This window comes from Hydrogenophaga crassostreae (assembly GCF_001761385.1).
Lineage (GTDB): Bacteria > Pseudomonadota > Gammaproteobacteria > Burkholderiales > Burkholderiaceae_C > Hydrogenophaga > Hydrogenophaga crassostreae.
Genome location: NZ_CP017476.1, coordinates 3,205,530 through 3,226,494, shown reverse-complemented (window position 1 = coordinate 3,226,494; position 20,965 = coordinate 3,205,530). Strand labels below are relative to the sequence as shown.

Below are 20,965 nucleotides of genomic sequence, written 5' to 3'. Positions count from 1 at the left end.
TCGATGTTTCAGGTGTGAAGCACGGGCTTTTCTTCTGGCGGACCGGCAGGTATCTCGAACCGGTAACCCACGCCATAGACCGAGCTGATGCAGTCAAACGCGGGGTCAACCACCTGAATTTTCTTGCGCAGGTTCTTGACGTGGCTGTCGATCGCACGGTCACTGACGTCGCGGTCGTCCGAATGCAGGCTGTTGAGCAGTTGCGCCCTTGAGAACACGCGCCCTGGCTTGCCCAGGAGCAGGCGGAACATTCGAAACTCCAGCACGGTCAGGTCGAGCCAGTGGCCTTGCCAGGCGATGCGAAACCGGTCTTCGTCGATGGCCCATGGATCGGGGTCGGTGGTGACCCGGCCCTGAACCCGCCGCAACTGTGCCTTGACCCGTGCCATGACTTCGCGCGGGCTGAACGGTTTGCAGACGTAGTCGTCGGCACCAGAATCGAGTCCCATCAGGCGGTCAATTTCTTCGATCCTGGCCGTGAGCATGATGATCGGACCGCTGTAGCAGGCGCGCACCGTTCGGCACACGGCTACGCCGTTCATGCCCGGCAACATCAAGTCGAGCAGAACCAGTGAAGGCGGTTCGTGTCGAATGAAATTCACGGCCACCAGCCCATCGGCCACCACATCGGCGAAAAGGCCTTCTGCCTCGAGGTAGTCGACCAGCAAACGGGCAATTTTGGGATCGTCTTCGACCACGAGGACGCGGGTTTTGTTGTCTCGGCCGTTCATTTCAGAAGCGTTGGTTGGGTGGGCAAATCGACCTCGATGCGCAAACCACCCAGCGGTGAAGGGTGGGCGCTGATGAGGCCGCCGTGGGCATGCACAATGGCCGCGCTGATGGCCAGGCCCAGGCCACTGCCACCATTGTGGCGGCTGCGGGCCGAATCGGCGCGGTAGAGAGGCTCAAAAATGCGGCTCATATCTTGCGGCTCCAGCCCTGGCGCGCTGTCTTCAACGATGATTTGAATGCACTCGGGGGTGCTTTTCAGGTCGACGGTGATCTGCCCTGGCGCATCGGTGTAACGCAGACTGTTTTGCACCAGGTTGTTCAACACCTGTTCAATGCGGCGCGGATCTCCGTGCAGGGGCGCAGAGGGCGGGTGGCCGTTGGCCCAGTTGAGCGTCAGCCCAGCGTCGGTCGCAGCCAAGGCGTGGCGACGCAACACGCCTTGCACGATCTCGCTGGCGTCGGTGTCTTCGAACCGGCAGGGCAGGGGCTGCAAATCGGCCATGGCCAGCAGATGCAGATCGTCCACCAGCGCGCCCAGTCTGAGCGTGTCTTCTTGCAGTGACACCATGGCCTTCGTGGTCATGGGACGAACGCCGTCGACAAGTGCCTCTATTTCTCCGCGCAACACAGTCAGTGGCGTGCGCAACTCGTGCGAGAGATCGGCCATCCAGCGGCGGCGTGCGCCCTCGATGTTTTGCAGGCTGGCGGCCATGGCGTTGACATTGCGCATCACATCGCCGATCTCGTCGCTGCGGGCGTTGGGTACGCGCACGCTCAGTTCACCCCGCGCGATGCGCGCCGTGGCGTCTTGCACCGCAACCAATGGCCGGATCCATTGGCGGGCCAGCCACATCGCCGATACCAGGGCCAGCAGGAACAAGCCTGCGGCGACCCCGGCGATACCTGCAAACTGCTGCGTCAAGAACTGGGCTTCAAGGGCGTCGGCTGCCTGCGTCAGAGGCCTGAGCCGTGCCAGCGCCACGGTTTCGCCGGCCACTTTGACAGGGCGTTCAACAACGCCGGTTTCTTCCAGCGAGATGGGCGGGCCAGCCCATGAGCGTCCGTCGGGCAGCGCCAGCGCCACCCGGCTGCCGAACCCCTCACCGGCGCCCGGAGGTGGTGGTCGTGGGTTGGGGGCGCCGGGGGGGGCCTCGTGAGAGGGTCTGCCTTGAGGGGGCTTGCTACCCAACGGAATCAGGCCCTCTGCAAGCGCGAATTCGCGCAGCAAATCCCGCATGTCGGGGGCCGCCTTTTCGCCCTGAAGTGCGCTCGGGCCAACGGCCAGGCGCTGTTCCACCAGCGCCACGAACTTGTCAAAGCGCTCCGAATCGCGCGCTTGCAAGTAGGCCGTGAAACCCTGGCTCAGGTGCCACGAGGTGAAGCTGCCCATGGCCAGAACGCTGACGGCAACAACGCCGATGAGCCAGGCAGAGAGAGTGAAAGTGAGTCGGGAACGCATGGTGCTCCAGTGTGCCCGCGGATTGTGGAGATTCGATGGATTCGAATCCATATTCGCTCCACATTGATTTTCTACGATGCCCTCCAGCCCCTTCATTCGACCTTTCAACAAGCGTTTCACACCATGCCTTCAGTTGCTTCAATCCGCCCGATTCGAACCGTCGCCAGACTGGCGACCCTCACGGCTTTGCTCGCCTGTACCGCTGTGATGGCCCAACCCAAGTCCGGCGACGGCCCTGGCAACGGCAATGGCCGCAATGGTCCGCCAGCCGAGGCACTCAGCGCCTGCAAAACAGCCAAATCTGGCGACAGTTGCAGCTTCAGCAGTCCCAATGGCACGGTCAGCGGCAGCTGCATGGCGCCCCAGGGCCGTCCGCTGGCCTGTGCGCCCGCCCAGGGGCAAGGCAGCAATGGTTCTTCGGCACCGCGCCAGTAAGGCCCCGCAGATGACCTTCCCCCTCGCAACCCTGCTCAAGGCCAGCCGCTTGAAGGCTTCCTTTTTTCCTGGTGGCGTCGGCTGCCGCACTGGTCACAGCCTGTGGCGGCTGCGACGACACCACAACCAGCGCCTCCGACACCACCGGTGTCTTGTTCGACTACAACCACAGCGCCTACAACAGCTCGGCATCGGTGAGACTGACCAGCACGGTGCAATGGGCCTGCAGCACAACCCAGCGCACGCTGACCGCGAATGGAGTGCCCGATCACGCCGTGGGGACTTTTCCCAATGCCGGCAACCCCAACACGATTTCGGCGCAATCGATTTCCGCCAGCCTGTCGCTCTTTCCGACCGAGACCAGCACAGCGACCACCCTGGGTGGGCCGCGCGGCCCTCAGGGCTATGTGCTCAACGGCGTGAAAATCGATGCCGGCACGGCCGGTTCATGCGATGACTCGGGCAGCAGCTGCAGTCTGATCGACAACGCTGGCAGCTGGAGCATCGAGGCGCTCGGCCAAAGCAGCTTTGATTTCGGTACCGACAACAACAACGCCCACGTACAACCTGGCGGCACCTACCACTACCACGGCATGCCCGAAGGCTTCATGGCCTTGCGTGGCGCCAGCAGCGCTTCGATGACCTTGATCGGCTGGGCGGCGGACGGCTTCCCGATCTACGCCCGCTATGGCTACAGCGTGGCCAGCAGCGCCAGTTCGTCTTTGAGAGCCATGAGTGGCAGCTACAAACTCAAAGCCACCGTCAGCACCAGCCGTCCATCGGCCACGGCCTACCCCCTGGGCACCTTCGCTCAAGACTGGGAATACGTGGCCGGCGCAGGCGATCTGGACGAATGCAATGGCCGCACTGGCGTGACCCCCGAGTTCCCGAATGGCACCTACCACTACTTCGCCACCGATTCGTACCCCTACTTCCAGCGCTGTGTGAAAGGCAGTGTCAGCACGGCGGCAGCCGCGGCCCCACCGCCTGGTGCGACCACCACCCGAAGCACGGCAGCGTTGATCTGATCTGTATGAGTTTGAGCATGTATTCCTTCATTCCGCCTTCTCTGCTTGCCTCGCGCAATCTGGGCGTTGTGGCCATCGCGCTGGGCGCCCTGGCCTTGACCGCTTGCAGCATGGACGGCCCACCCGGCGGTATCGGCGGTTTTCCACCTCCGCCCGAAACTTCTTCAGCCCCGGCCAGGGTGATCAGCTCGGGCAGCACGCAGGGTATTGGCTGTGATTACAGCTACAGCGCGTTGAACCCTTCGGCATCGGTCAAGGCGGTCAGCGAGGCGCGGTGGACTTGCTCCACCACGCAGCGCATCTTGAGCGCAAACGGCGTTCCAGACCACGAAGTGGGCACCTTCCCCAACCCGGGCAACCCCAACCGAATCAAGGCGCAACAAGTGTCGGCCCGCTTCACGCTGTCGCCCAGCCTGACCGACCGGGCCACCCGTCTGGGTGGGCCCGCAGGCGTGATTGGCCTGTTGCTCAACGGCGTGAAGATCGATGCTGGCACCAATGGCGGTTGCAGTGATACAGGCGTTTGCGACCCGGGTCGACCCGCAGGCGCATGGCGCATGGAAGCGCTGGGGCAGTCCAGCTTCGATTTCGGTGTGGACAACAACAACGCCCATGTGCAACCTGGTGGCGCCTACCACTACCACGGCATGCCCGAAGCCTTTGCGGCCCAGCAAGGCAAGGGCAAGGCCATGACCCTGATCGGCTGGGCCGCCGATGGCTTTCCGATATACGCCCGCTTTGGTTACAGCGTGGCCAACGATGCCCAGTCGTCGATCAAGGTGATCGAAGGCAGCTACCGCCTCAAAGCCACGCCCGATGCCAATCGCCCGCCGGTTTCGGTCTACCCCATGGGCGCTTTCGAGCAAGACCATGAGTACGTGGCCGGCCTGGGCGATCTGGACGAGTGCAACGGCCGAACCGGCGCGACGCCCGAGTTCCCCGAGGGCATCTACCACTACTTCGCGACGGATACCTATCCCTACTTTCAGCGCTGCGTGAAGGGCCAGGTCATCGTGGCGGCCCGGCCATCGCGTCCGTCCTGACATGGGGTTTCTGACGCGGCTTCAACGCGCCCGGCGCACGCTGGTGATCGGGCTGTTCGCCTGGGTCGCCTTGCTGCCCGCCGCGCAGGCCCATTTGATGGTGGCCCAGCGGGGCACCTTGAATCTGGTGGACGGCGGGGCCTTCATGGTTTTGTCGATCCCGGTACTGGCTTTTCAGGGCATCGATGACAGCGGTGATGGCCTGCTTTCCAGCGCCGAGTTCGGCGCCCACCGCCAAAGCATCATCGGCGCCGTGAAACAGGGCGTGGTGTTGTCGGACGCACAGGGACCGCGCGAACTGCAAGGGATGATGCTGTCGCTTGCGCCGCCCGATCACCGGGGTGAGGGGGAGAGCGAGGGGCCGTCGTCGCAACTGGTTGTGATGGGGCGTTTTGATTTGGGCGAACCTGGCAGCCCGCTGCGCTTTCAGGTGAACCTGTTTGGTCAAAGTGCTGCCGAGCAGGTGTTTCGGGTCACCGCCAGCCGCGCCGACAAAAGCGAGCAGCACCTGATGACGCTCACGCCGCAACAGCCTTCTGCGGACATGTTCCCTTCGGCCTGGCAAACCTTTGCCGACTGCGTGAAGCTGGGCGCCCAACACATCTTCGAAGGCCCTGACCATTTGCTGTTCTTGTTGGTCGTGCTCGCTGCCGGCTGGGGCTGGCGCCATGTTCTGGGCGCGCTGACCCTGTTTACCCTGGGCCACGCGGTGACCTTGGTGCTCAGCCTCAAAGGGGTGGTGTCGGTTCCGGCGTCTGTTGTGGAGCCGGCCATCGCTGCCACCATTGTGGGCATGGCCGCATTCGACGCCATCGCCCGCTACCGAGGCCACCGGCCACCGCGGTGGTTGTTGTTCGGGCTTGTGTTTGGCTGTGCCTTGATTCATGGTCTGGGCCTGGGTGCTGCGCTGTCAGAGCTGGGTCTGGACAGACTGCACCAGCTGCCCAGTCTGGCGGGTTTCAACCTGGGCATCGAGTTGGCGCAACTGGCGGTGGCGCTGGTGATGGTGATGCTCGCTCTGGCTGTACAACGTTGGCGGGGGGATGGGGGTCTGCAACTGGCCACGCGTTTGGTCGGGGTGATGGCCATGGCCATGGGTTTGATCTGGTTGGTTCAGCGCCTGTCTTCGCTGGCCTAGGGATGCCCTGCATCACGCGCGGCGCGGGGGGGTTGCAGCGCTCTCCCGGAAAGGGAGGCGGCGCCTTTCTACAATGGGTGCCACATGGGAACCACCAAAGAACCAGCAGCCGAACGAGCCGCAGCCGAAACGCTCGTGGCCCAGATCCAGCAATGGGGCAGGGCGCTGTCGTTTTCAGAGATTGGTGTGGCGGGGGTTGACCTTTCCAGCGCCGAACCCGGCTTGCAAGCCTGGCTGGCCCAGGGCTTTCACGGCGACATGGGCTACATGGCGAGCCACGGTCTCAAACGTGCCCGACCGGCCGAGCTGATTCCGGGTACGGTCAGCGTGATCACCGCGCGCATGGACTACCTGCCGAAAGACACGCCAGACGACTGGCAAGCCAATGAGCTGGCCAGGCTGGAGCGCCCCGGGGAGGCCATCGTTTCGGTGTATGCCCGAGGGCGCGATTACCACAAGGTTTTGCGCGCCCGTTTGCAAAAGCTGGCCGATAGAATCGCCGAGGCCGTGGGCCCACTCGGTCACCGCGTGTTCACCGACTCCGCCCCGGTTCTGGAGGCCGAGCTCGCCAGCCGCAGTGGCCAGGGCTGGCGCGGCAAACACACGCTGATCCTCAACCGCGAGGGTGGCTCGATGTTCTTTCTGGGCGAGATATACCTCGACCTCGCCCTGCCGCCCAGCGCCCCTGTGTCCAGCCATTGCGGGGCCTGCACCGCCTGTATCGACATTTGCCCCACCCAGGCCATCGTCGCACCACACAAACTCGACGCACGCCGTTGCATCTCCTACCTCACGATCGAACATGCCGGGCCCATTCCCGAAGACCTGCGTCCGTTGCTCGGCAACCGCATCTATGGCTGCGACGATTGCCAGCTTGCCTGCCCATGGAACAAGTTTGCCCAGCGCAGCCCGCTGGCCGATTTCGACCCACGAGAAGGGCTTGCTGGCGCCTCCTTGATTGAACTGTTCGCCTGGAGCGAAGACGCATTTCTAAGCCGCACCGAAGGCAGCCCGATTCGACGCATTGGCCATGAGCGCTGGCTGCGCAACATCGCGGTGGCCATGGGCAACGCATTGCGGAACGAAGACGCTGCAGACATCCGCGCAGCGTTGGCGCAGCGAGCGCAGCACCCCAGTGACCTGGTCAGGGCACATGTGGAGTGGGCGTTGGCTCAGTAGCGGTTTGAGGCATTTCGCTCGCGCCCTCTTTTCTCCCGTGGTAGAAAGCCCCGTTGGAACGAAGCGCGGATAAAACATGGAATTGTGTGAGGCCTGTGGCACAGAAAACCGGAACAAGGCAAAGTTCTGCCGGGGTTGTGCACGCCCGCTTTTGCCGATTGCAGCGGGCGTCGATCTGACCGACAAAGCCAGCAACCGGGCCCTTCGCTGCGGGGTTTGCCAGGCGATTCACTCGCGCGGCGCCAAAACCTGCCAGGCCTGTGGCCTCCCGCTGGATGAACCCAAAAGCGATGACACCCCGCAAGCGCAGCCCACGCAAGGTCAAAAAGCCAGGCGCTGGCCTTTGCTGGGTATTTTGGCCCTTGCTGGCGCAGTGATTTTTTGGTGGGGCGCGAACCAGAAGGAGCCCGTTGAAGTCATCGAAGGCGGCGAGGTTGTGATCGACGCGCAGCCCGCGTTGGCCCCGGAAAAACCCACCCAGTTGCCCGCACCTGCGCCTTCAGCGTCGGCGGCCGCGCCATCCATCGAAACGGCGATGAATGCCGATGAGAAGGCCCATTTTGACGAGCTCGTGAAGCGAGAGGCGGAGCGCGCCGAAAAAGCCCGTAAGACCATCGCCCGGCTGGCCGCTCAGGAAAAGGCCGCCTCAGAGGCCAGCGCAGCCAAGTCTGTTGCGGCCGAGCGCTTGCGCAACGAAACGGCACGCCAGGCGATCACCCAACCCGGCGCTGCTGAACCTGTTGACTCAAAAACGGCAGCCACCGCCCCAAAGCCGTCACCACCCCCTGCCAGGGTTTCGGTTGAACAAGCCTGCGCCAAAGCAAGCAATTTCCTGTCGCGCGACCTGTGCCGCGTGGATGCTTGCCGCGAAGCGATCAACATCCGGGACCCTATTTGCGTCTGGTACCGGAAACTCGATGAAGAGCGTAGGTCACGACTCGCCAATTGAGGCGATGAAGGCGCTGTGGTGCATCGGGGTCAGCGCCTCGGCCAGGATCACTCAGCCTGCTGCAACAGTTGTGTACCCGTATCAGCCTTCTGAACTTCATCCGATGGGAAATTTGGGGCAAGCAGTGCCCCGTGTGCCAGACTCGGAGCCCTGCCCACATGTTCAGCTTGCTGGCATCGACACCAGCCTGACCGGTATTCGGCGGGTCTGCTAACCAACCGAAACGCCAACGTGTCCACCACCACCCCTTCTCACCCTCCCACCGCTGTGCCGCCGACGCCTCCAATGGCGCAGACTGTGCGCGTCTACGCCTGCCAGTGCGGGCAGACCATCTATTTCGTCAACAACCGGTGCCTCGCATGCGACACCCCGTTGGGTTATGACCCCGCGCAGGGTCGTCTGATGTCGCTGGAGCCGGGAGCCGAACCCGATACGTGGGTTGAAACCCATGAGACCGAACCGGAGTTTGTTTTTTGTGCAAACCGGGACACCCCGGCAAACTGCAACTGGCTGCTGCCCGAGGCTGAAAAACACCTGCATGGTGGACTTTGCCGGGCCTGCCGTCTCAACCGCACCATTCCGAAGCTCGACGACCCGGCGCATCCGGACAACGGCGAGCTCTGGGGCAAGGTGGAGCAGGCCAAGCGGCGCCTGGTGTCGGCGTTGCTGGTGATGGGACTGCCGGTGGCCTCGCGTGAAACGGAAGACACCGAAGACGGGCTCATGTTCGATCTCCTGCGTTCGCAGAAGAAAGACGAACATGTCATGACTGGGCACGACGATGGCCTGATCACGCTCAACGTGGCCGAGGCCGACGACGTCAAGCGCGAACGGACCCGGCAAGCCATGAACGAGCCCTACCGAACGCTGGTGGGCCACTTTCGCCATGAAATCGGCCACTACTACTGGTACCGCCTCGTGGACAACCCCGGTAGCGAATGGCTGCCCGCGTTCCGCGAGCTGTTTGGTGATGAAAACCAGGACTACGCCGAAAGCCTCAAGCGAAACTACGAAGAAGGCCCCCGACCCGATTGGCCATCGCATTTCGTCAGCGCCTACGCCAGCGTGCACCCTTGGGAAGACTGGGCCGAATGCTGGGCTCACTACATGCACATGCGCGATACCGTCGACACGGCATCGAGCTATGGCTTGTCGCTGGATGTCGCTCACCTCGACTTCACGCCTTTCGACACCACCGCCCTTTACCAGCCCGAGCATCCCGATGCCGAACGCTTTCTGGCGTTTCTGAACCGCTGGACCCAGCTCACCATGATGCTCAATGGCATGTCGCGCGCCATGGGGCAGCCCGACTTCTACCCCTTTGTGCTTCCGCATGAAGTGGTGGCCAAGCTGCACTTCATTCATTTGCTGGTAGTGGCAACGTCGCAAGAACAAGGCTGAGGCGGTCGCTGAACTGATGTTTGGCGACCCATACCGGCAATGGAGACTTGCAAAGGGAGCAAGCCTCCATCCCAGCCTTGGCACGGTGCCGCAAGCAACTACCCCTGGGTGTGCTTGCCGATTTCCCAGCCGACCCCGCCAATGGCCCGCTCGGCCACATCGGCCGCCAGTGGCTCCAGTGCCGTTGCCATGGTGTCGTTCCAGCGGTTCAGATAACCAAAGAGGGCAATGGCGGCCACGATTTCAACGATCTGTTCATCGTTGTAGTGCTTCTTGAGTTCGTCGAAATCCGCTTGTGACGCCTCATTCGGTACCGCGCCCGCTTTCAGCGCCAGCGTGATGGCGGCGCGTTCTGCAGCGTTGAACAGCGCGCTGTTCTCGAAATCCCACAGCGCGGCGATTTTTTCGTCCGAGGCTTTGTAGATGCTGGCCAGGTTGCTCATGTGTGACTGGCAGTACAGACACCCGGCGGCATAACTGCTGGCCAGACTCACCAGCATCTTGGTCTCTTCCGGCACGCTGCCCTCGTAAAGTACCGCTTGGTTCAAAGCCATGAAGGCGCGAACGATGTTCGGCCGGCGCACCATGGTCATGATGCTGTTGGGCGTGAACCCACGGGTTTTTTTGTAGTGCTCGAAGCGCTCGCGGATGTCGTCTTCCTTCACTTCAGCGAGGGGGATGGGGTTCAGGTGTGCCACGAGAAGTCCTTTGCATTGCTTGAAAACCACCATGATAGGAGGCGCTGGCTTTGCCGGGTGGCCTGGTCGGGGCCGCTCAACTGGTTACAGTTTTGCCGCCTGGTTGGCGTGAACAGTCTCTATGCTTCGTCTGGCAGCGACCGCACCCCGTGGTTTGGTCCCGTCGCTTGCTTTCATCTCTTGTGCTTCCAACGTTATTTGGTTTCTTTTTCGTCATGAAATTTTCTGGCTCTACGAATTTGCGCACCGCTGGCGCAGTCTGGCTTGTTTTGGCGCTGGCCTCAGCGCTGGTCTCGTGTGGTGGCGGAAACGGTGGCGCAGAGCCATACACAGTGGGCGTGGAGCCGTTGCCTGCCTCATCGACGGGCCTTGCCGCAGCCGATGAAGCCCAGCTGATGGCCACCGGGGCCGCCTTGAACACCCTGGAGCTTGAAACCGCCGAGCGCACTGAAAAAGCCTTGCGCGCCACAGCGCCAGCCGAGGTGATTGAGCCTACCCCAGAGACCGGTTTGACCAAGGCTGCTGCTGCCGAGCTGACCGTTTTTCGCTTCTTTAACAGCCTGTCGGGCGCCCATTTCTACACCGCAAGCGTGACCGAACGTGACCGGATCCGCGCACAGCCCGGCGCCTTCGCCTACGAAGGCCCCGCCTTTCAGGCCAGCAGCCAGGGCGGCGACGGCCTGTCGCCGGTCTACCGCTTCTACAACGGCTCAACCGGTGTTCACTTCTACACCATCAGCGAGAGCGAGAAGACCCACATTCAGCAAAACCTGCCGCAGTTTCTGTTTGAAGGCGTGGCTTATTACGCCAGCCAGGTGGCCGCCGAAGGCTATCGGCCCCTTTACCGCTCATATGTCTCCAACAAGGGCTTTCACTTTTACTCGGTCAACGGGTCTGAGGGCGCAGGTCTGGCGCAATACCGAGCCGAAGGCGTGGCCTATTACGTGGTCGGCACGGCGGCGGCTGATACACCTCCGGTGAATCCCACTCCGGTGGTCGACACCGTGTGTGGCCTGCCCAACTTCCAGACCGACCTGATGCAGCAGATCAACGCCGCCCGGGCCAGTGGGCGCACTTGCGGCAGCGCGCCGCGACCTGCAACCACGCCGCTGGTCTGGAACGCCAACCTGCAAGTGGCCGCGGCAAGGCATTCAACCGACATGGCAAAAAACAACTTCTTTGATCACACGGGCAGCGATGGCAGCACCCTGGGCGTGCGTGCAACCGCTGCGGGCTACATCTGGCGGGGCATTGGCGAAAACATTGCTGCAGGGCAATCCAGCGTCACCTCGGTGATGAACGGCTGGCTCGCAAGCCCAGGCCATTGCAACAACATCATGGAAAGCAGCTTCAACGATGTGGCGCTGGCTTGTGTATCGCAACCTGGCACGAAATACGGCAAGTATTGGACGATGGAGCTGGGCCGGCGTTGAGGGCGCTTGCTGGTCGCATTGAAACGCTTGTTGGCGCTTGCGATGTTGGTGCGCATGGTGATTCTTGAGCTGATGCCGCTTTGCTTCATGCGGTAGATTTCGCTGCGTTAAACCACGCAGGCGTTGCGGCGTGTGGGTGGTTTGCTGGCGTTGATCAGTCTCTTCTGTCGTCCGCTAGACGGGTTCTCAGTTCCCGCTTCAGCAGCTTCCCGCTCGGGTTCTTCGGCAGCGCGTCGGTGAACACCACGCGTTTGGGTGCCTTGAAACTGGCCATGTGTTGGTTGCAATGCGCCAGCACTTCCTCTTCGCTCAGCGAATCTCCCGCCTTGACCACAATCACCGCGGTGACCGCCTCAACCCATTTCGGATCGGGCAGGCCGATCACGGCGACTTCGCTGACGGCGGGCAGGCGGTAGATCATTTCTTCCACCTCCCGGCTGGCCACGTTTTCGCCCCCGGTTTTGATCATGTCTTTCTTGCGGTCCACCACGGTGATGAAGCCTTCTTCGTCGATTACGGCCAGGTCGCCGCTGTGGAACCAGCCGCCCTCAAAGCTGGTGGCGGTGCGCTCGGGGTCGTTGAAGTAGCCCAGCATGAGATGGGGCGAGCGGTGCACGACTTCGCCCACTTCGCCCGTGGCCACGTCTGCCATGGCGTCGTTGACCACGCGGGTTTCCACGTTGAGCACGGCTTTGCCGCAGGAGCCGGGTTTGCGCAGCTGGTCGTCGGGACCGAGCATGGTGGCCAGGGGCGCGATTTCGGTCTGGCCGTAGAGGTTCCACAGGCGCACCCTGGGCAGGCGCTCGGCGAGCTCTTTCAAGACCTCGACCGGCATGATGGACGCGCCGTAGTAGCCCTTGGCCAAGTGTTTGAGCTTGTCTGCGTCAAAAAGAGGGGAACGCAGCAAAGCGATCCAGACGGTGGGCGGGGCGAAGAAACTGGTGACCTGGTGTTGCTCCAGCAGGTTGAGCAGGTTGTCGGGCGTGGGCGCACCGGTGATGAAGTTGCTGCTGCCCATGTAGATGGCGGGGCCAAAGAACACGTCGAGCTGGGCGCAGTGGTACAGGGGCAGGGCGTGCAGGGCGCGGTCGGCCTCGGCGATTTCGGCGTTGATGACACAACTCACGTATTGCCACATCACGGCATCGTGGGTGAGCATGGCCCCTTTGGGGGTGGATTCGGTGCCGCTGGTGTAGACAATCTGGGCCAGGTCGAAGCTGCCCAGCGTGACTTCGGGCAGTCCATCGGTACAGGCGGCGAGTTCGTCAAACGGGTGCATGCCGGGCGAGGGCTCGCTGGCGCCTTCCGAGGGCAGCCAGATGAACTGTTTCACCTGGGTGTCGAGTTCGGCGGCGCTGCGCGCGAGCTCGGTCAAGCCGCTGTCGGTGGCCAGGATTTTGGCGCCCGCGTGGCGCAGGATGTAGGCCACTTCGTCGGCCTTCAGCATGAAGTTGATCGGAACCATCACCGCGCCCCGGCGCGCCAGCGCGAAGCGCAGGGCAGCAAAGCCATGGGAATTGCGCGCGAGCACGGCCACTTTGTCTCCCTGATTCACGCCCATGTGGTGAAGGCCGGCAGCGAGGCGGCTGACCAGGGTGTTGAATTCGGCATAGGTCCACGCCGTGTTGCCGCAGACGATGGCGGTTTTGCCGGGCAGGCGCTGGGCGGTGCGGTGCAGCGCGTCGGCAATGGTCTGGCGGCGCACGACGGGGGCGATGGTGGCTTGAGGCGTAGAGGTGGTCATGGCGGGTTGTCTCCTGTTACAGGGCGGCGGCACTTTGGGCGCGCGATGCAACCATTGAAAACAGATTTTTGGCCGATGCGCCATGGCGTTTTCACCAGCGCAGGGTGATTGGCTGTCGCCTCTGCGCGTCAGCCTCTATGATCCTTTGCATGAACCTGTTTGTTTCCCTGCACAACGCGCTGCTCCGCTGGGGGCGGGAGGTGTTGGCTGCGTGGGTGGCCTGGTGGCAGGTGTTGTTGATTGGCGCGCAAATTGTGGTGTTGGCGCTTTCGCCTTCGAGCTACGACGACCCGGAAGAGCGCCATGGCCTGATGCTGCACCTTTACCGCGCGACGGTGCCGCTGCTGACCTGGTTTCTGGTGTTGTCGGCGCTGGTGAGTCTGGTGTTGATTCGCATCGTGGTCGCCACGGCGCTGAGCTATGGCTTGTCGCAATTTGCGCTGGAGGTGTTGGTGCGCACGCTGATCCTGGAGCTGATTCCGCTCTACGCTGCGCTGTTCGTGGCGGTGCGCTACACGATGCCTGAATCGCAGCGCATGCGCCGCTTGTTATCAGACGAGTTCAAGCGTGGGGTCAAGCGCCCTTCGCAGCAGTTGTTGCGGCAAGACATGTTGCCGCGCGCGCTGGCCGGGGTGTTTTCGGTGATGTTGCTGGCGGCGCTGAGCTGTGTGCTGGCGTTGTTGCTCACCTATTTGAATGTCTACGGTTTTTCGCCTTGGGCGCTGGAAGACTACAACCGCAGTGTGGGCAGCGTCTTTTCGCCGGCAGTTTCGCTGATTTTTGTTTTGAAAACGGTGTTTTTCAGTCTGGCCGTGGCGTTTGTACCCATGGCGGCCAGCGCCAAGGCCGATGCCCGTGGGGGTTATTCCCGGCGCAGTGACATCACTGAATTCGCCCGCTTGCTTTCGGTCATTCTCATGTTGGAAGTGATTTCCCTCGTGGGCAACTATTATTGATCTCATGCCCTCGCCGCCCGCTCCCCCCACGCCCTCTGGCCCAGTCATGGACCCCCAACCTCCGGTGAACAACCTGGAGGTGAAGGCGGGGGTGTTGTTGATGGTCTTGCTGCTGCTGGTGGTGGGCTCGGCGCTGTACGTGATGAACGCGCGCGGTGCGTTTGACCGCACGCAGAAGCTGGTGTTGATGTCAGACGATTCAGAGGGCGTGGTCACGGGCATGGAAATGACCTTTGCCGGCTTCGCCATCGGCACAGTTTCCCGCATTGAGTTGGCGGACGACGGCAATGTGCGCATCGTGGTCGATGTGCCCACGAAAGATGCCAAATGGTTGCGCAGCTCCAGCATTTTCACGATGGAGAAAGCGCTGGTGGGCGGCACCAAGATTCGCGCCTACAGCGGAGTCTTGTCTGACCCGGCGCTGGAAGATGGCGCGGTGCGCCAGGTGTTGCGCGGCGATGCGGCGGCCGAAATTCCCAAGCTGGTGGCGCAGGTGCGCGATTTGTTGAACAACCTGAACGGCCTGACGCGGGAAGGCGCGCCGCTGTCGCAAAGCCTGGCGAGTTTGCAAGCCACCACGGCGGCGCTGAACGGCCCGAATGGCGCCATGGGCATGTTGTTTGGCAACGAGGACGATGCGAAGAAGATCGTCACGACCATTGACCGGGCCAACACGCTGTTGAGCCGGGTCGACAAGTTGAGCGCCCGGCTGGATGGCCTGGTGGCCAATGCCGACAAGCAGGTGTTTGGCGCTGGCGGCGATGGTTCGGCAGCGCAAGGCGGTCTGGTGAACGACGCGCGCGCCACGGTGCAGCAATTGACCGCGGTCTTGAACGATGCGCAAGGCAGTTTGAAGAAGGTGGACGGTTTGCTGGTGGAGGCGCAGGGCATTGCCACCAACACCCGCGAAGCCACCACCGATTTGACGGCGCTGCGCGCCGAAGTTGAAGCCAGCTTGCGCAAAGTGGATTCGCTGATCAACGATCTGAACAGCAAGTGGCCGTTTTCGCGTGAGTCGGAGATCGTACTTCCATGAACACCCCCGCGCTGACTTCGTCGTCACCCCCTCAAGGGGGCAACGCTGGCCGGCCGGCAAAGCCGGACCGGCGGCGCTCTGGGTGGTTGAGCTTCCCCTCATCGCTTGTTGCGTTTTTGGCTGTTGCCGGAATGCTGGTTTTCGGGTTGTCGGCTTGTTCGTCTGCGCCGCCGCCTGCTGATTGGCAGATGGGGGCGAAGGGCAGTTTGGAGCGGGCTACCGAGGCTTGGTTGCGGGGTGATTCGAAGATCGAGGCGGTGGAGTTTGCCCGGGCTCGCGCTGAGGTGGCGAGCACGGGGCGACCTGATCTGGTGGCTCGGGCCGAGCTGGTGCGTTGCGCGGCTCGGGTGGCTTCGCTGGACATGGCACCTTGTGACGGATTTGAGGCGTTGGCGGCCGATGCGGCGCCGGCTGAGCAGGCCTATTCACGGTATCTGGCGGGTGCTTTGGCGGCGGGCGATGCGGCTTTGTTGCCCAAGGTGCATCAGGCTTTGGCTGGCGCCGATGGCACGGCCAGCGATGCAGCGTTGAAAGGCATTGAAGACCCGCTGTCGCAATTGGTGGCGGCCGGGGTTTTGTTGCGCCGCGGCGTGGCCACGCCCGAAACAGTGAAACAAGCTGTGGAAACCGCTTCGGCGCGCGGCTGGCGGCGGCCTTTGCTGGCCTGGTTGCTGGTGGCGCAGGAGCGGGCCAAGGCGGGAGGCGCGACCGATGAGGTGGCGCGCTTGCAGCGGCGCATCGACTTGCTGGCCATTCCGCCGCGTTAAACGGGTCGGCGCGTTGCGCTCAGCCGCCGGGCTTGGTCTTCTCCAACACCAGCTCCACACGCCGGTTGATGGCGCGGTCTACCGGGTTTTCCTTGCTGCCGAGCGGGCGTGTGTCTGCGTATCCCGAGGCTTGAACCCGTTGCGGCGGCACACCATGTTCGATCAAATACCGCGCCACGCTGGCAGCCCTTCCGGTGGAGAGTTCCCAATTGGAGGGGTAACGCGTGGTCTGGATCGGGATGTTGTCGGTATGGCCCTCAACCACCAACCGCAGTTCGGGATCGGCGAGCAGGGTGGGCAGCAGCTTTTGAAGCACGCCGTTGCCGCCGTTGCTGAGGTTGGCGTCGCCCGAACCAAACAGCAATTCGTTGCTGATGCGAAAGCGCACCGAGTCTTCACCCGGCGTGATGGCAACGTTTTCGCCAATCTGATCGAGTTTCAGGCTGGCCCATGCCTCTTCGGCTGGCGCCTGGGGCGTCTCACTTTCGGGTTCTTTGCCAGGCGGTGCTGGCGTGGCGCTTTGTGTGCTCGCGGTGGTCACGGGCAGCGGCGGCAAGATCGAGGGCGATTGCACGGAGGCGGGCGTTGTGGTGGCCAGTGGGTCGGGGGGCATGGTGGTGGTGGTCGGCTCGCCCTTGCCGGTGGCATCTCCCGGAGGGCCTGCGACCGAGAGCATCACCACCATCATGACGAGCATGAGCGTGATCACATCGAGGTAGGTCAACAGCCAGCCATCTTCCTCAACCGGTACGGTGGTTTCCAGGTGCCAGCGGCTGTAGCGGCGCCCGGCAGCCTTGCCGCGAGCGGCTTGCTGCAACGGTTGTGACTGAAATGCTTCTGGCGAGCCCAGGGTTGCGTCAAGGTTGGACATGGCGGGTTACCGGACAGGTTGGGCCTTTGGGGGCGGGGCACCGCCGTCGAACATCTCGTCGTCAAACTGGGCCACGAAGGCTTTCAGCGTTTCGCGCATCAGCGACGGGCTGCGCCCGGCACACATCATGGAAATGCCTTCAAGCACCATGTTCATCACCACTAGGCGCTGCTCGGTGCGCCGCTCCAGCTTGACGGCGATGGGTTTGAACAAGAGGTTGGCGAGCAATACGCCATACAGCGTGGTCATGAGCGCCACGGCGAGCTGGCTGCCGATGATGCTCAGGTCGCCTGCGCCCACCAGGTCCATCAAATTGATCAGACCGAGCAGGGTGCCGACCATGCCGAAGGCCGGCGCGTAGTTGGCCATGCCACGAAAAATCGAAGCTTCGGCCATTTCACGTGAACGCAAATGGGCGATGCGCCATTGCAGCAAATCGATGATTTCGTCTTCGGGCGTGCGGTCGATGATGAGCTGCACGCCGGTGCGCAAAAACGGGTTGCTGACCTGCGGCAGCGCGCGCTCCACAGCCTGTAAGTCGCCGCGCATCCACAGCCGGGAAAGCGCCACCACTTCTTCGATCGAGTGCTGGGTTTCAAGGCGCTCCTGGCGAAACACCTGGGCCACCATGGGAAAGATCCGCTTGATTTCCCGCATGGGGTAGCTCAGGAAGGTGGCAGCCAGCGTGCCGCCGACCACAATGGCAATGCTGGGCAGATCGACGAACTTGCTCGGGTCGTCGGCGCCAAACAGCAGGATGACGGCCATGAACAGCACGCTGGCGATCGTGCCGATGAGGGTGGAGGTGTTCAAACGCACAGGCTCAATGGGGGTGAATCAATGCCCTCCATTGTTCTTGCCACACCAATTGCTTAAGCGCGCAAAAGGCGCGCTTTCTGCCGCCAATTCCCAACCCTGAGGGGTCACTGCATGCCGTTGCGCCGGGCCAGTTCGACGAACAGGGCGGAATGGTCAAGATCGCCAAAACCGTTTTCAGATGCCTGGGTGTAGAGGGTCTCAAACAGCTCGGTGATGGGGGCCTGAAACCCAAGCGACTGCGCGGTGGTCATGGCGTTGCGCATGTCTTTGAGTTGCACATTGATGGCTGCGCGCTTGGCGAAATCGCGCTCGACCATGCGCTGACCGTGGAGCTGCAAAACCCGGCTCTCAGCGAAGCCGCCACCGATGGCCTCGCGCACCCTGGCCATGTCGGCGCCACCCTTCTCGCACATCAGCAGCGCCTCGGCCACCGCGCCAATGGTGATACCCACGATCATCTGGTTGGCGAGCTTGGCAAGCTGGCCTGCGCCGTGTGGTCCGACGTGGGTGAGCCGGCCGAGGTGTTCCAGCAGAAGGCGGGCGCGCTCGACCTGTTTGCCGTCTCCACCGGCCATGATGGCCAGCGAGCCCGCTTCGGCGCCGACCGTGCCGCCTGATACCGGTGCGTCGATATGGTGCAAGCCCATAGCCTTCAAGCGCTCGGCATGGTCGCGCGCCTGCGCCGGTCGAATGGACGACATATCGACCACCAGCGTGCCAGGGCGCATGGCGCCGGCAGCGCCCTGGCCGAACAAAACCTCTTCAACCACCTCGCCGTTCTCCAGCAGGCAAACCACCAGGTCGGCCTGTGCCACGGCCTGGGCTGGTGCAGGGGCAATTTGGGCGCCACAAGGCAGCAAGCGCTCGGCCTTGCCTGCTGAGCGGTTCCAGGCAGTGACGCGGTACCCCGCCTCGCACAGCCGTTTGCCCATGGGAAACCCCATGAGGCCAATACCGAGCACAGTGATGTTTTGAAGCGTTTCGTTCATGGTGTTTGATTCGGTTGGAGTGAAAAATGGTAGTTGGATCGGGCAAGGGCTGCGTGACACAATGGCGCCCATGAAATCAGCCCAACGCCCCGACCCCGCCTGGCTCGAAAGCCAATACAACAACCGAGCGCTGGTTCCAGACCATGCACAGTATTTTGAGCGCTGGGCTGCACAGTCCAAAGCTGCGCGGACCAAACTCGATGGCTTGATCGATGTGGCCTACGGCCATGCCGCCGGCGAGACCCTCGATATTTTCCCCGCCCAGCGCGAACCTGGCGACTCGCTGGCGCCGGTATTGGTGTTCATTCATGGTGGCTACTGGCGCGGCCTCGACAAATCAGACCACTCGTTTCTGGCCCCCGCGTTCGTGAAGCAGGGCGCCTGCGTGGTTGTGCCCAATTACGCGCTGTGCCCGGCCGTGACCATTCCAGACATCACCATGCAGATGGTCAAGGCACTGGCCTGGGTGTACCGCCACATCGCCGTTCACGGAGGCGACCCCGACCGCATCACCATCGTGGGCCACTCGGCGGGAGGACACCTTGCCGCCATGTTGATGGCCTGCGACTGGCCGGCATATGCATCCGATTTGCCCGATGCCCTGGCTCAAAACGCTTTGTCGATCTCCGGTCTCTACGACCTGGAACCGCTGCGCTCAGTCGCCTTTCTTAAAGACGACTTGAAGCTCACCGCCCGCGATGCGCGCCGCGCCAGCCCGGCGCTGATGCCCACGCCACCTGTCTGGGAAGAAGGCTGGGGCTGCTTGCACAGCGTGGCCGGGGGCGATGAGAGTGAAGAGTTTTTGCGCCAGAACCGTCTGATTCAAGAGGCCTGGGGACGCGATGCCGTGCCGAGCAGCGATGTCTTGCCGGGCCTGAACCACTTCAGCGTGCTGGACGCGTTGAACAAACCTTCACACGGCCTGCATCAGCGGGTGCTGCAACTGCTGGCCTGAAGGGTTTGGCCAGCTTGCGCTGGCGTCCTTGGCTTAAGGACGTCAAGCAGTTGGGCACGGGACGCTTGAAAACTGCCGTTTTCGGCCAGGTGCGCCCCTTCACTTTTCCTGGCTGTCGGACTGAAGTTACCTTGAAAAGCTGTACCAGTCTGGAGCAGAGAATTCCAACCAACGAAGTCTCTACGGGAAGAAATCAAGGTTCAGTGAAAGCCAGACCTGCCGCTCAATCAAAGTCGATTTCGCCCGATTTTTTGCCTTCAAGTCAAATTCCGGCGGAGCAGACCGTGACATTTCCTTCATATCCATTCAGGAAAATGCTAGGAAACGCGGCTGGCATTCTCCGCATCAGCTTGCAGCATAGCCACAAGATCACGTGCAAAAGCCGGCATGGTTTCAAGGTGTCGGATACAGACATGCATGTGGCGGTCTGCCCATGTGTCGTCTAATGGAATGATCTTTATGTCCATGGACGCGGCATGAAGATGCACAGCAGACTTAGGAAGAATTCCTACTCCGGCTTGGGCTTCAATCATGCGACAGGCCGCCTGGAAATTTCCCACCTGAATTCGTAGCTGAAGCTGGCTGTGCATGTCGTCGCATATCTGCTTCAGAAAACCGTGCAGGGCGCTTGCTTCGTGTAGTCCGACATGGACCAGATCCAATGTTTCGCTGAACCGGATACTCGTTCGTTGAGCCAGGAAGTGGTTGGCGGGGACGACCAGCACCAGTTGATCAGACCGGTAAGGGATGATCTCCAGATTTTCGGTGTTCACGGTGCCCGCGACGACGCCGATATCGGCGTAACCATCCAGCACCGCACGCACGATGTCGTGACTGAGCATTTCACGCAGATGGATGTTGATGTCGGGATGGCTTTGGAGAAAACTGCCCAGAACTGGCGGCAGGAACTCACACAAGGCGGTGGTGTTGGAGAAGATGCGAAGCTGCCCTTTGATGCCGTCTGCGTACTCCTGCATGTCTCCGCGCAGGTTTTCGATCTGCCCAAGTACCACCATGGCGTGTTGCACAAACGTCTTGCCAGGTTGTGTCAGCGTCATGCCCTGGCTGCTGCGCACCAGCAGTTTGGCCCCGACGCTTTCTTCAAGATTTTTGATCCGTGTACTGGCGGCCGCCAGCGATATATGCGAACGCTCGGCACCTCGGGTGAGGCTGTTGAGTTCGGCGACTCGGACGATAAGGCGCAAATCAACAAGATCAAAGTGCATGGGCTGGGACGCTGTCATTCCACCAGATGGACCTCATAAGAGAGGCGACCAAAAGGCGCAAGGTTCTTGAGTGAAAGAGAGCATCAAGCATACCCTTCGGAATTGCC

The 20,965-nt window shown here is 62.2% G+C and carries 20 protein-coding genes; 12 read left to right on the top strand and 8 right to left on the bottom strand.

Features of this window, described 5'->3' with window-relative positions:
* Positions 1-8: 8 nt before the first annotated feature.
* On the bottom strand, positions 9-731 hold the full coding sequence (locus LPB072_RS14745; protein WP_066084380.1) for a response regulator: 723 nt from the start codon (positions 729-731) through the stop codon (positions 9-11).
* On the bottom strand, positions 728-2,191 hold the full coding sequence (locus LPB072_RS14740) for an ATP-binding protein (protein WP_066084381.1): 1,464 nt from the start codon (positions 2,189-2,191) through the stop codon (positions 728-730). Before LPB072_RS14740 ends, LPB072_RS14745 begins: the two co-directional genes overlap by 4 nt.
* 123 nt (positions 2,192-2,314) lie before the next feature.
* Between LPB072_RS14740 and LPB072_RS14735 the strand changes: the two genes are divergently transcribed.
* The 7 genes from LPB072_RS14735 to LPB072_RS14705 all read left to right on the top strand — a co-directional run bounded on the left by LPB072_RS14735 (position 2,315) and on the right by LPB072_RS14705 (position 9,364).
* A complete protein-coding gene (locus LPB072_RS14735) occupies positions 2,315-2,626 on the top strand; it encodes a hypothetical protein (protein WP_083282190.1) in 312 nt (103 codons plus the stop codon).
* Positions 2,627-2,697: 71 nt separating this feature from the next.
* Positions 2,698-3,654, top strand: a complete 957-nt coding sequence (locus LPB072_RS14730; RefSeq protein WP_197508833.1) for a YHYH protein — start codon at positions 2,698-2,700, stop codon at positions 3,652-3,654.
* A 17-nt stretch (positions 3,655-3,671) separates the two neighbouring features.
* The gene (locus tag LPB072_RS14725; RefSeq protein ID WP_066084937.1) at positions 3,672-4,697 is read left to right on the top strand and encodes a YHYH protein; all 1,026 of its coding nucleotides are present in this window, start codon (positions 3,672-3,674) and stop codon (positions 4,695-4,697) included.
* A gap of 1 nt (position 4,698) precedes the next feature.
* Positions 4,699-5,835, top strand: coding sequence for a HupE/UreJ family protein (locus LPB072_RS14720; RefSeq protein ID WP_066084383.1), 1,137 nt, complete (start codon positions 4,699-4,701; stop codon positions 5,833-5,835).
* Between the two features lie 84 nt (positions 5,836-5,919).
* A complete protein-coding gene (queG, locus tag LPB072_RS14715; RefSeq protein ID WP_066084384.1) occupies positions 5,920-7,014 on the top strand; it encodes a tRNA epoxyqueuosine(34) reductase QueG in 1,095 nt (364 codons plus the stop codon).
* Between the two features lie 76 nt (positions 7,015-7,090).
* Positions 7,091-7,963, top strand: coding sequence for a zinc ribbon domain-containing protein (locus LPB072_RS14710; protein WP_066084385.1), 873 nt, complete (start codon positions 7,091-7,093; stop codon positions 7,961-7,963).
* 231 nt (positions 7,964-8,194) lie between these two features.
* Positions 8,195-9,364, top strand: coding sequence for a zinc-binding metallopeptidase family protein (locus tag LPB072_RS14705; RefSeq protein WP_231943258.1), 1,170 nt, complete (start codon positions 8,195-8,197; stop codon positions 9,362-9,364).
* A gap of 98 nt (positions 9,365-9,462) precedes the next feature.
* Here the strand turns inward: LPB072_RS14705 and LPB072_RS14700 are convergent, their stop codons facing one another.
* The gene (locus LPB072_RS14700; protein WP_066084941.1) at positions 9,463-10,062 is read right to left on the bottom strand and encodes a carboxymuconolactone decarboxylase family protein; all 600 of its coding nucleotides are present in this window, start codon (positions 10,060-10,062) and stop codon (positions 9,463-9,465) included.
* Between the two features lie 215 nt (positions 10,063-10,277).
* On the opposite strand from LPB072_RS14700, the gene LPB072_RS23930 reads away from it, so the two are divergent.
* The gene (locus LPB072_RS23930) at positions 10,278-11,495 is read left to right on the top strand and encodes a CAP domain-containing protein (RefSeq protein ID WP_231943256.1); all 1,218 of its coding nucleotides are present in this window, start codon (positions 10,278-10,280) and stop codon (positions 11,493-11,495) included.
* Between the two features lie 154 nt (positions 11,496-11,649).
* Here LPB072_RS23930 and LPB072_RS14690 read toward each other — a convergent pair whose 3' ends face one another.
* Positions 11,650-13,239, bottom strand: a complete 1,590-nt coding sequence (locus tag LPB072_RS14690; protein WP_066084387.1) for an acyl-CoA synthetase — start codon at positions 13,237-13,239, stop codon at positions 11,650-11,652.
* Positions 13,240-13,388: 149 nt separating this feature from the next.
* On the opposite strand from LPB072_RS14690, the gene LPB072_RS14685 reads away from it, so the two are divergent.
* From LPB072_RS14685 to LPB072_RS14675, 3 genes are all read left to right on the top strand, one after another.
* A complete protein-coding gene (locus LPB072_RS14685; RefSeq protein ID WP_066084946.1) occupies positions 13,389-14,195 on the top strand; it encodes an MlaE family ABC transporter permease in 807 nt (268 codons plus the stop codon).
* A gap of 46 nt (positions 14,196-14,241) precedes the next feature.
* Entirely contained in the window at positions 14,242-15,231 is a 990-nt protein-coding gene (locus tag LPB072_RS14680; RefSeq protein WP_231943255.1) for an MlaD family protein, read from the top strand.
* Positions 15,232-15,437: 206 nt separating this feature from the next.
* Positions 15,438-15,998 carry a hypothetical protein gene (locus tag LPB072_RS14675; protein ID WP_231943254.1) on the top strand — a complete coding sequence of 187 codons (561 nt, stop codon included), beginning with the start codon at positions 15,438-15,440 and terminating at the stop codon, positions 15,996-15,998.
* Between the two features lie 19 nt (positions 15,999-16,017).
* Here LPB072_RS14675 and LPB072_RS14670 read toward each other — a convergent pair whose 3' ends face one another.
* The 3 genes from LPB072_RS14670 to LPB072_RS14660 all read right to left on the bottom strand — a co-directional run bounded on the left by LPB072_RS14670 (position 16,018) and on the right by LPB072_RS14660 (position 18,677).
* Positions 16,018-16,869, bottom strand: coding sequence for an OmpA/MotB family protein (locus tag LPB072_RS14670; RefSeq protein WP_082876670.1), 852 nt, complete (start codon positions 16,867-16,869; stop codon positions 16,018-16,020).
* Between the two features lie 6 nt (positions 16,870-16,875).
* Entirely contained in the window at positions 16,876-17,682 is an 807-nt protein-coding gene (locus LPB072_RS14665) for a motility protein A (RefSeq protein WP_066084390.1), read from the bottom strand.
* Positions 17,683-17,792: 110 nt separating this feature from the next.
* Entirely contained in the window at positions 17,793-18,677 is an 885-nt protein-coding gene (locus tag LPB072_RS14660; RefSeq protein ID WP_066084391.1) for an NAD(P)-dependent oxidoreductase, read from the bottom strand.
* 61 nt (positions 18,678-18,738) lie between these two features.
* Here LPB072_RS14660 and LPB072_RS14655 point away from each other — a divergent pair, with 61 nt between their 5' ends.
* A complete protein-coding gene (locus LPB072_RS14655) occupies positions 18,739-19,632 on the top strand; it encodes an alpha/beta hydrolase (protein WP_066084952.1) in 894 nt (297 codons plus the stop codon).
* 317 nt (positions 19,633-19,949) lie between these two features.
* On the opposite strand, the gene LPB072_RS14650 is transcribed toward LPB072_RS14655, so the two are convergent.
* Positions 19,950-20,858, bottom strand: coding sequence for a LysR substrate-binding domain-containing protein (locus LPB072_RS14650; RefSeq protein WP_066084955.1), 909 nt, complete (start codon positions 20,856-20,858; stop codon positions 19,950-19,952).
* Positions 20,859-20,965 lie beyond the last annotated feature (107 nt).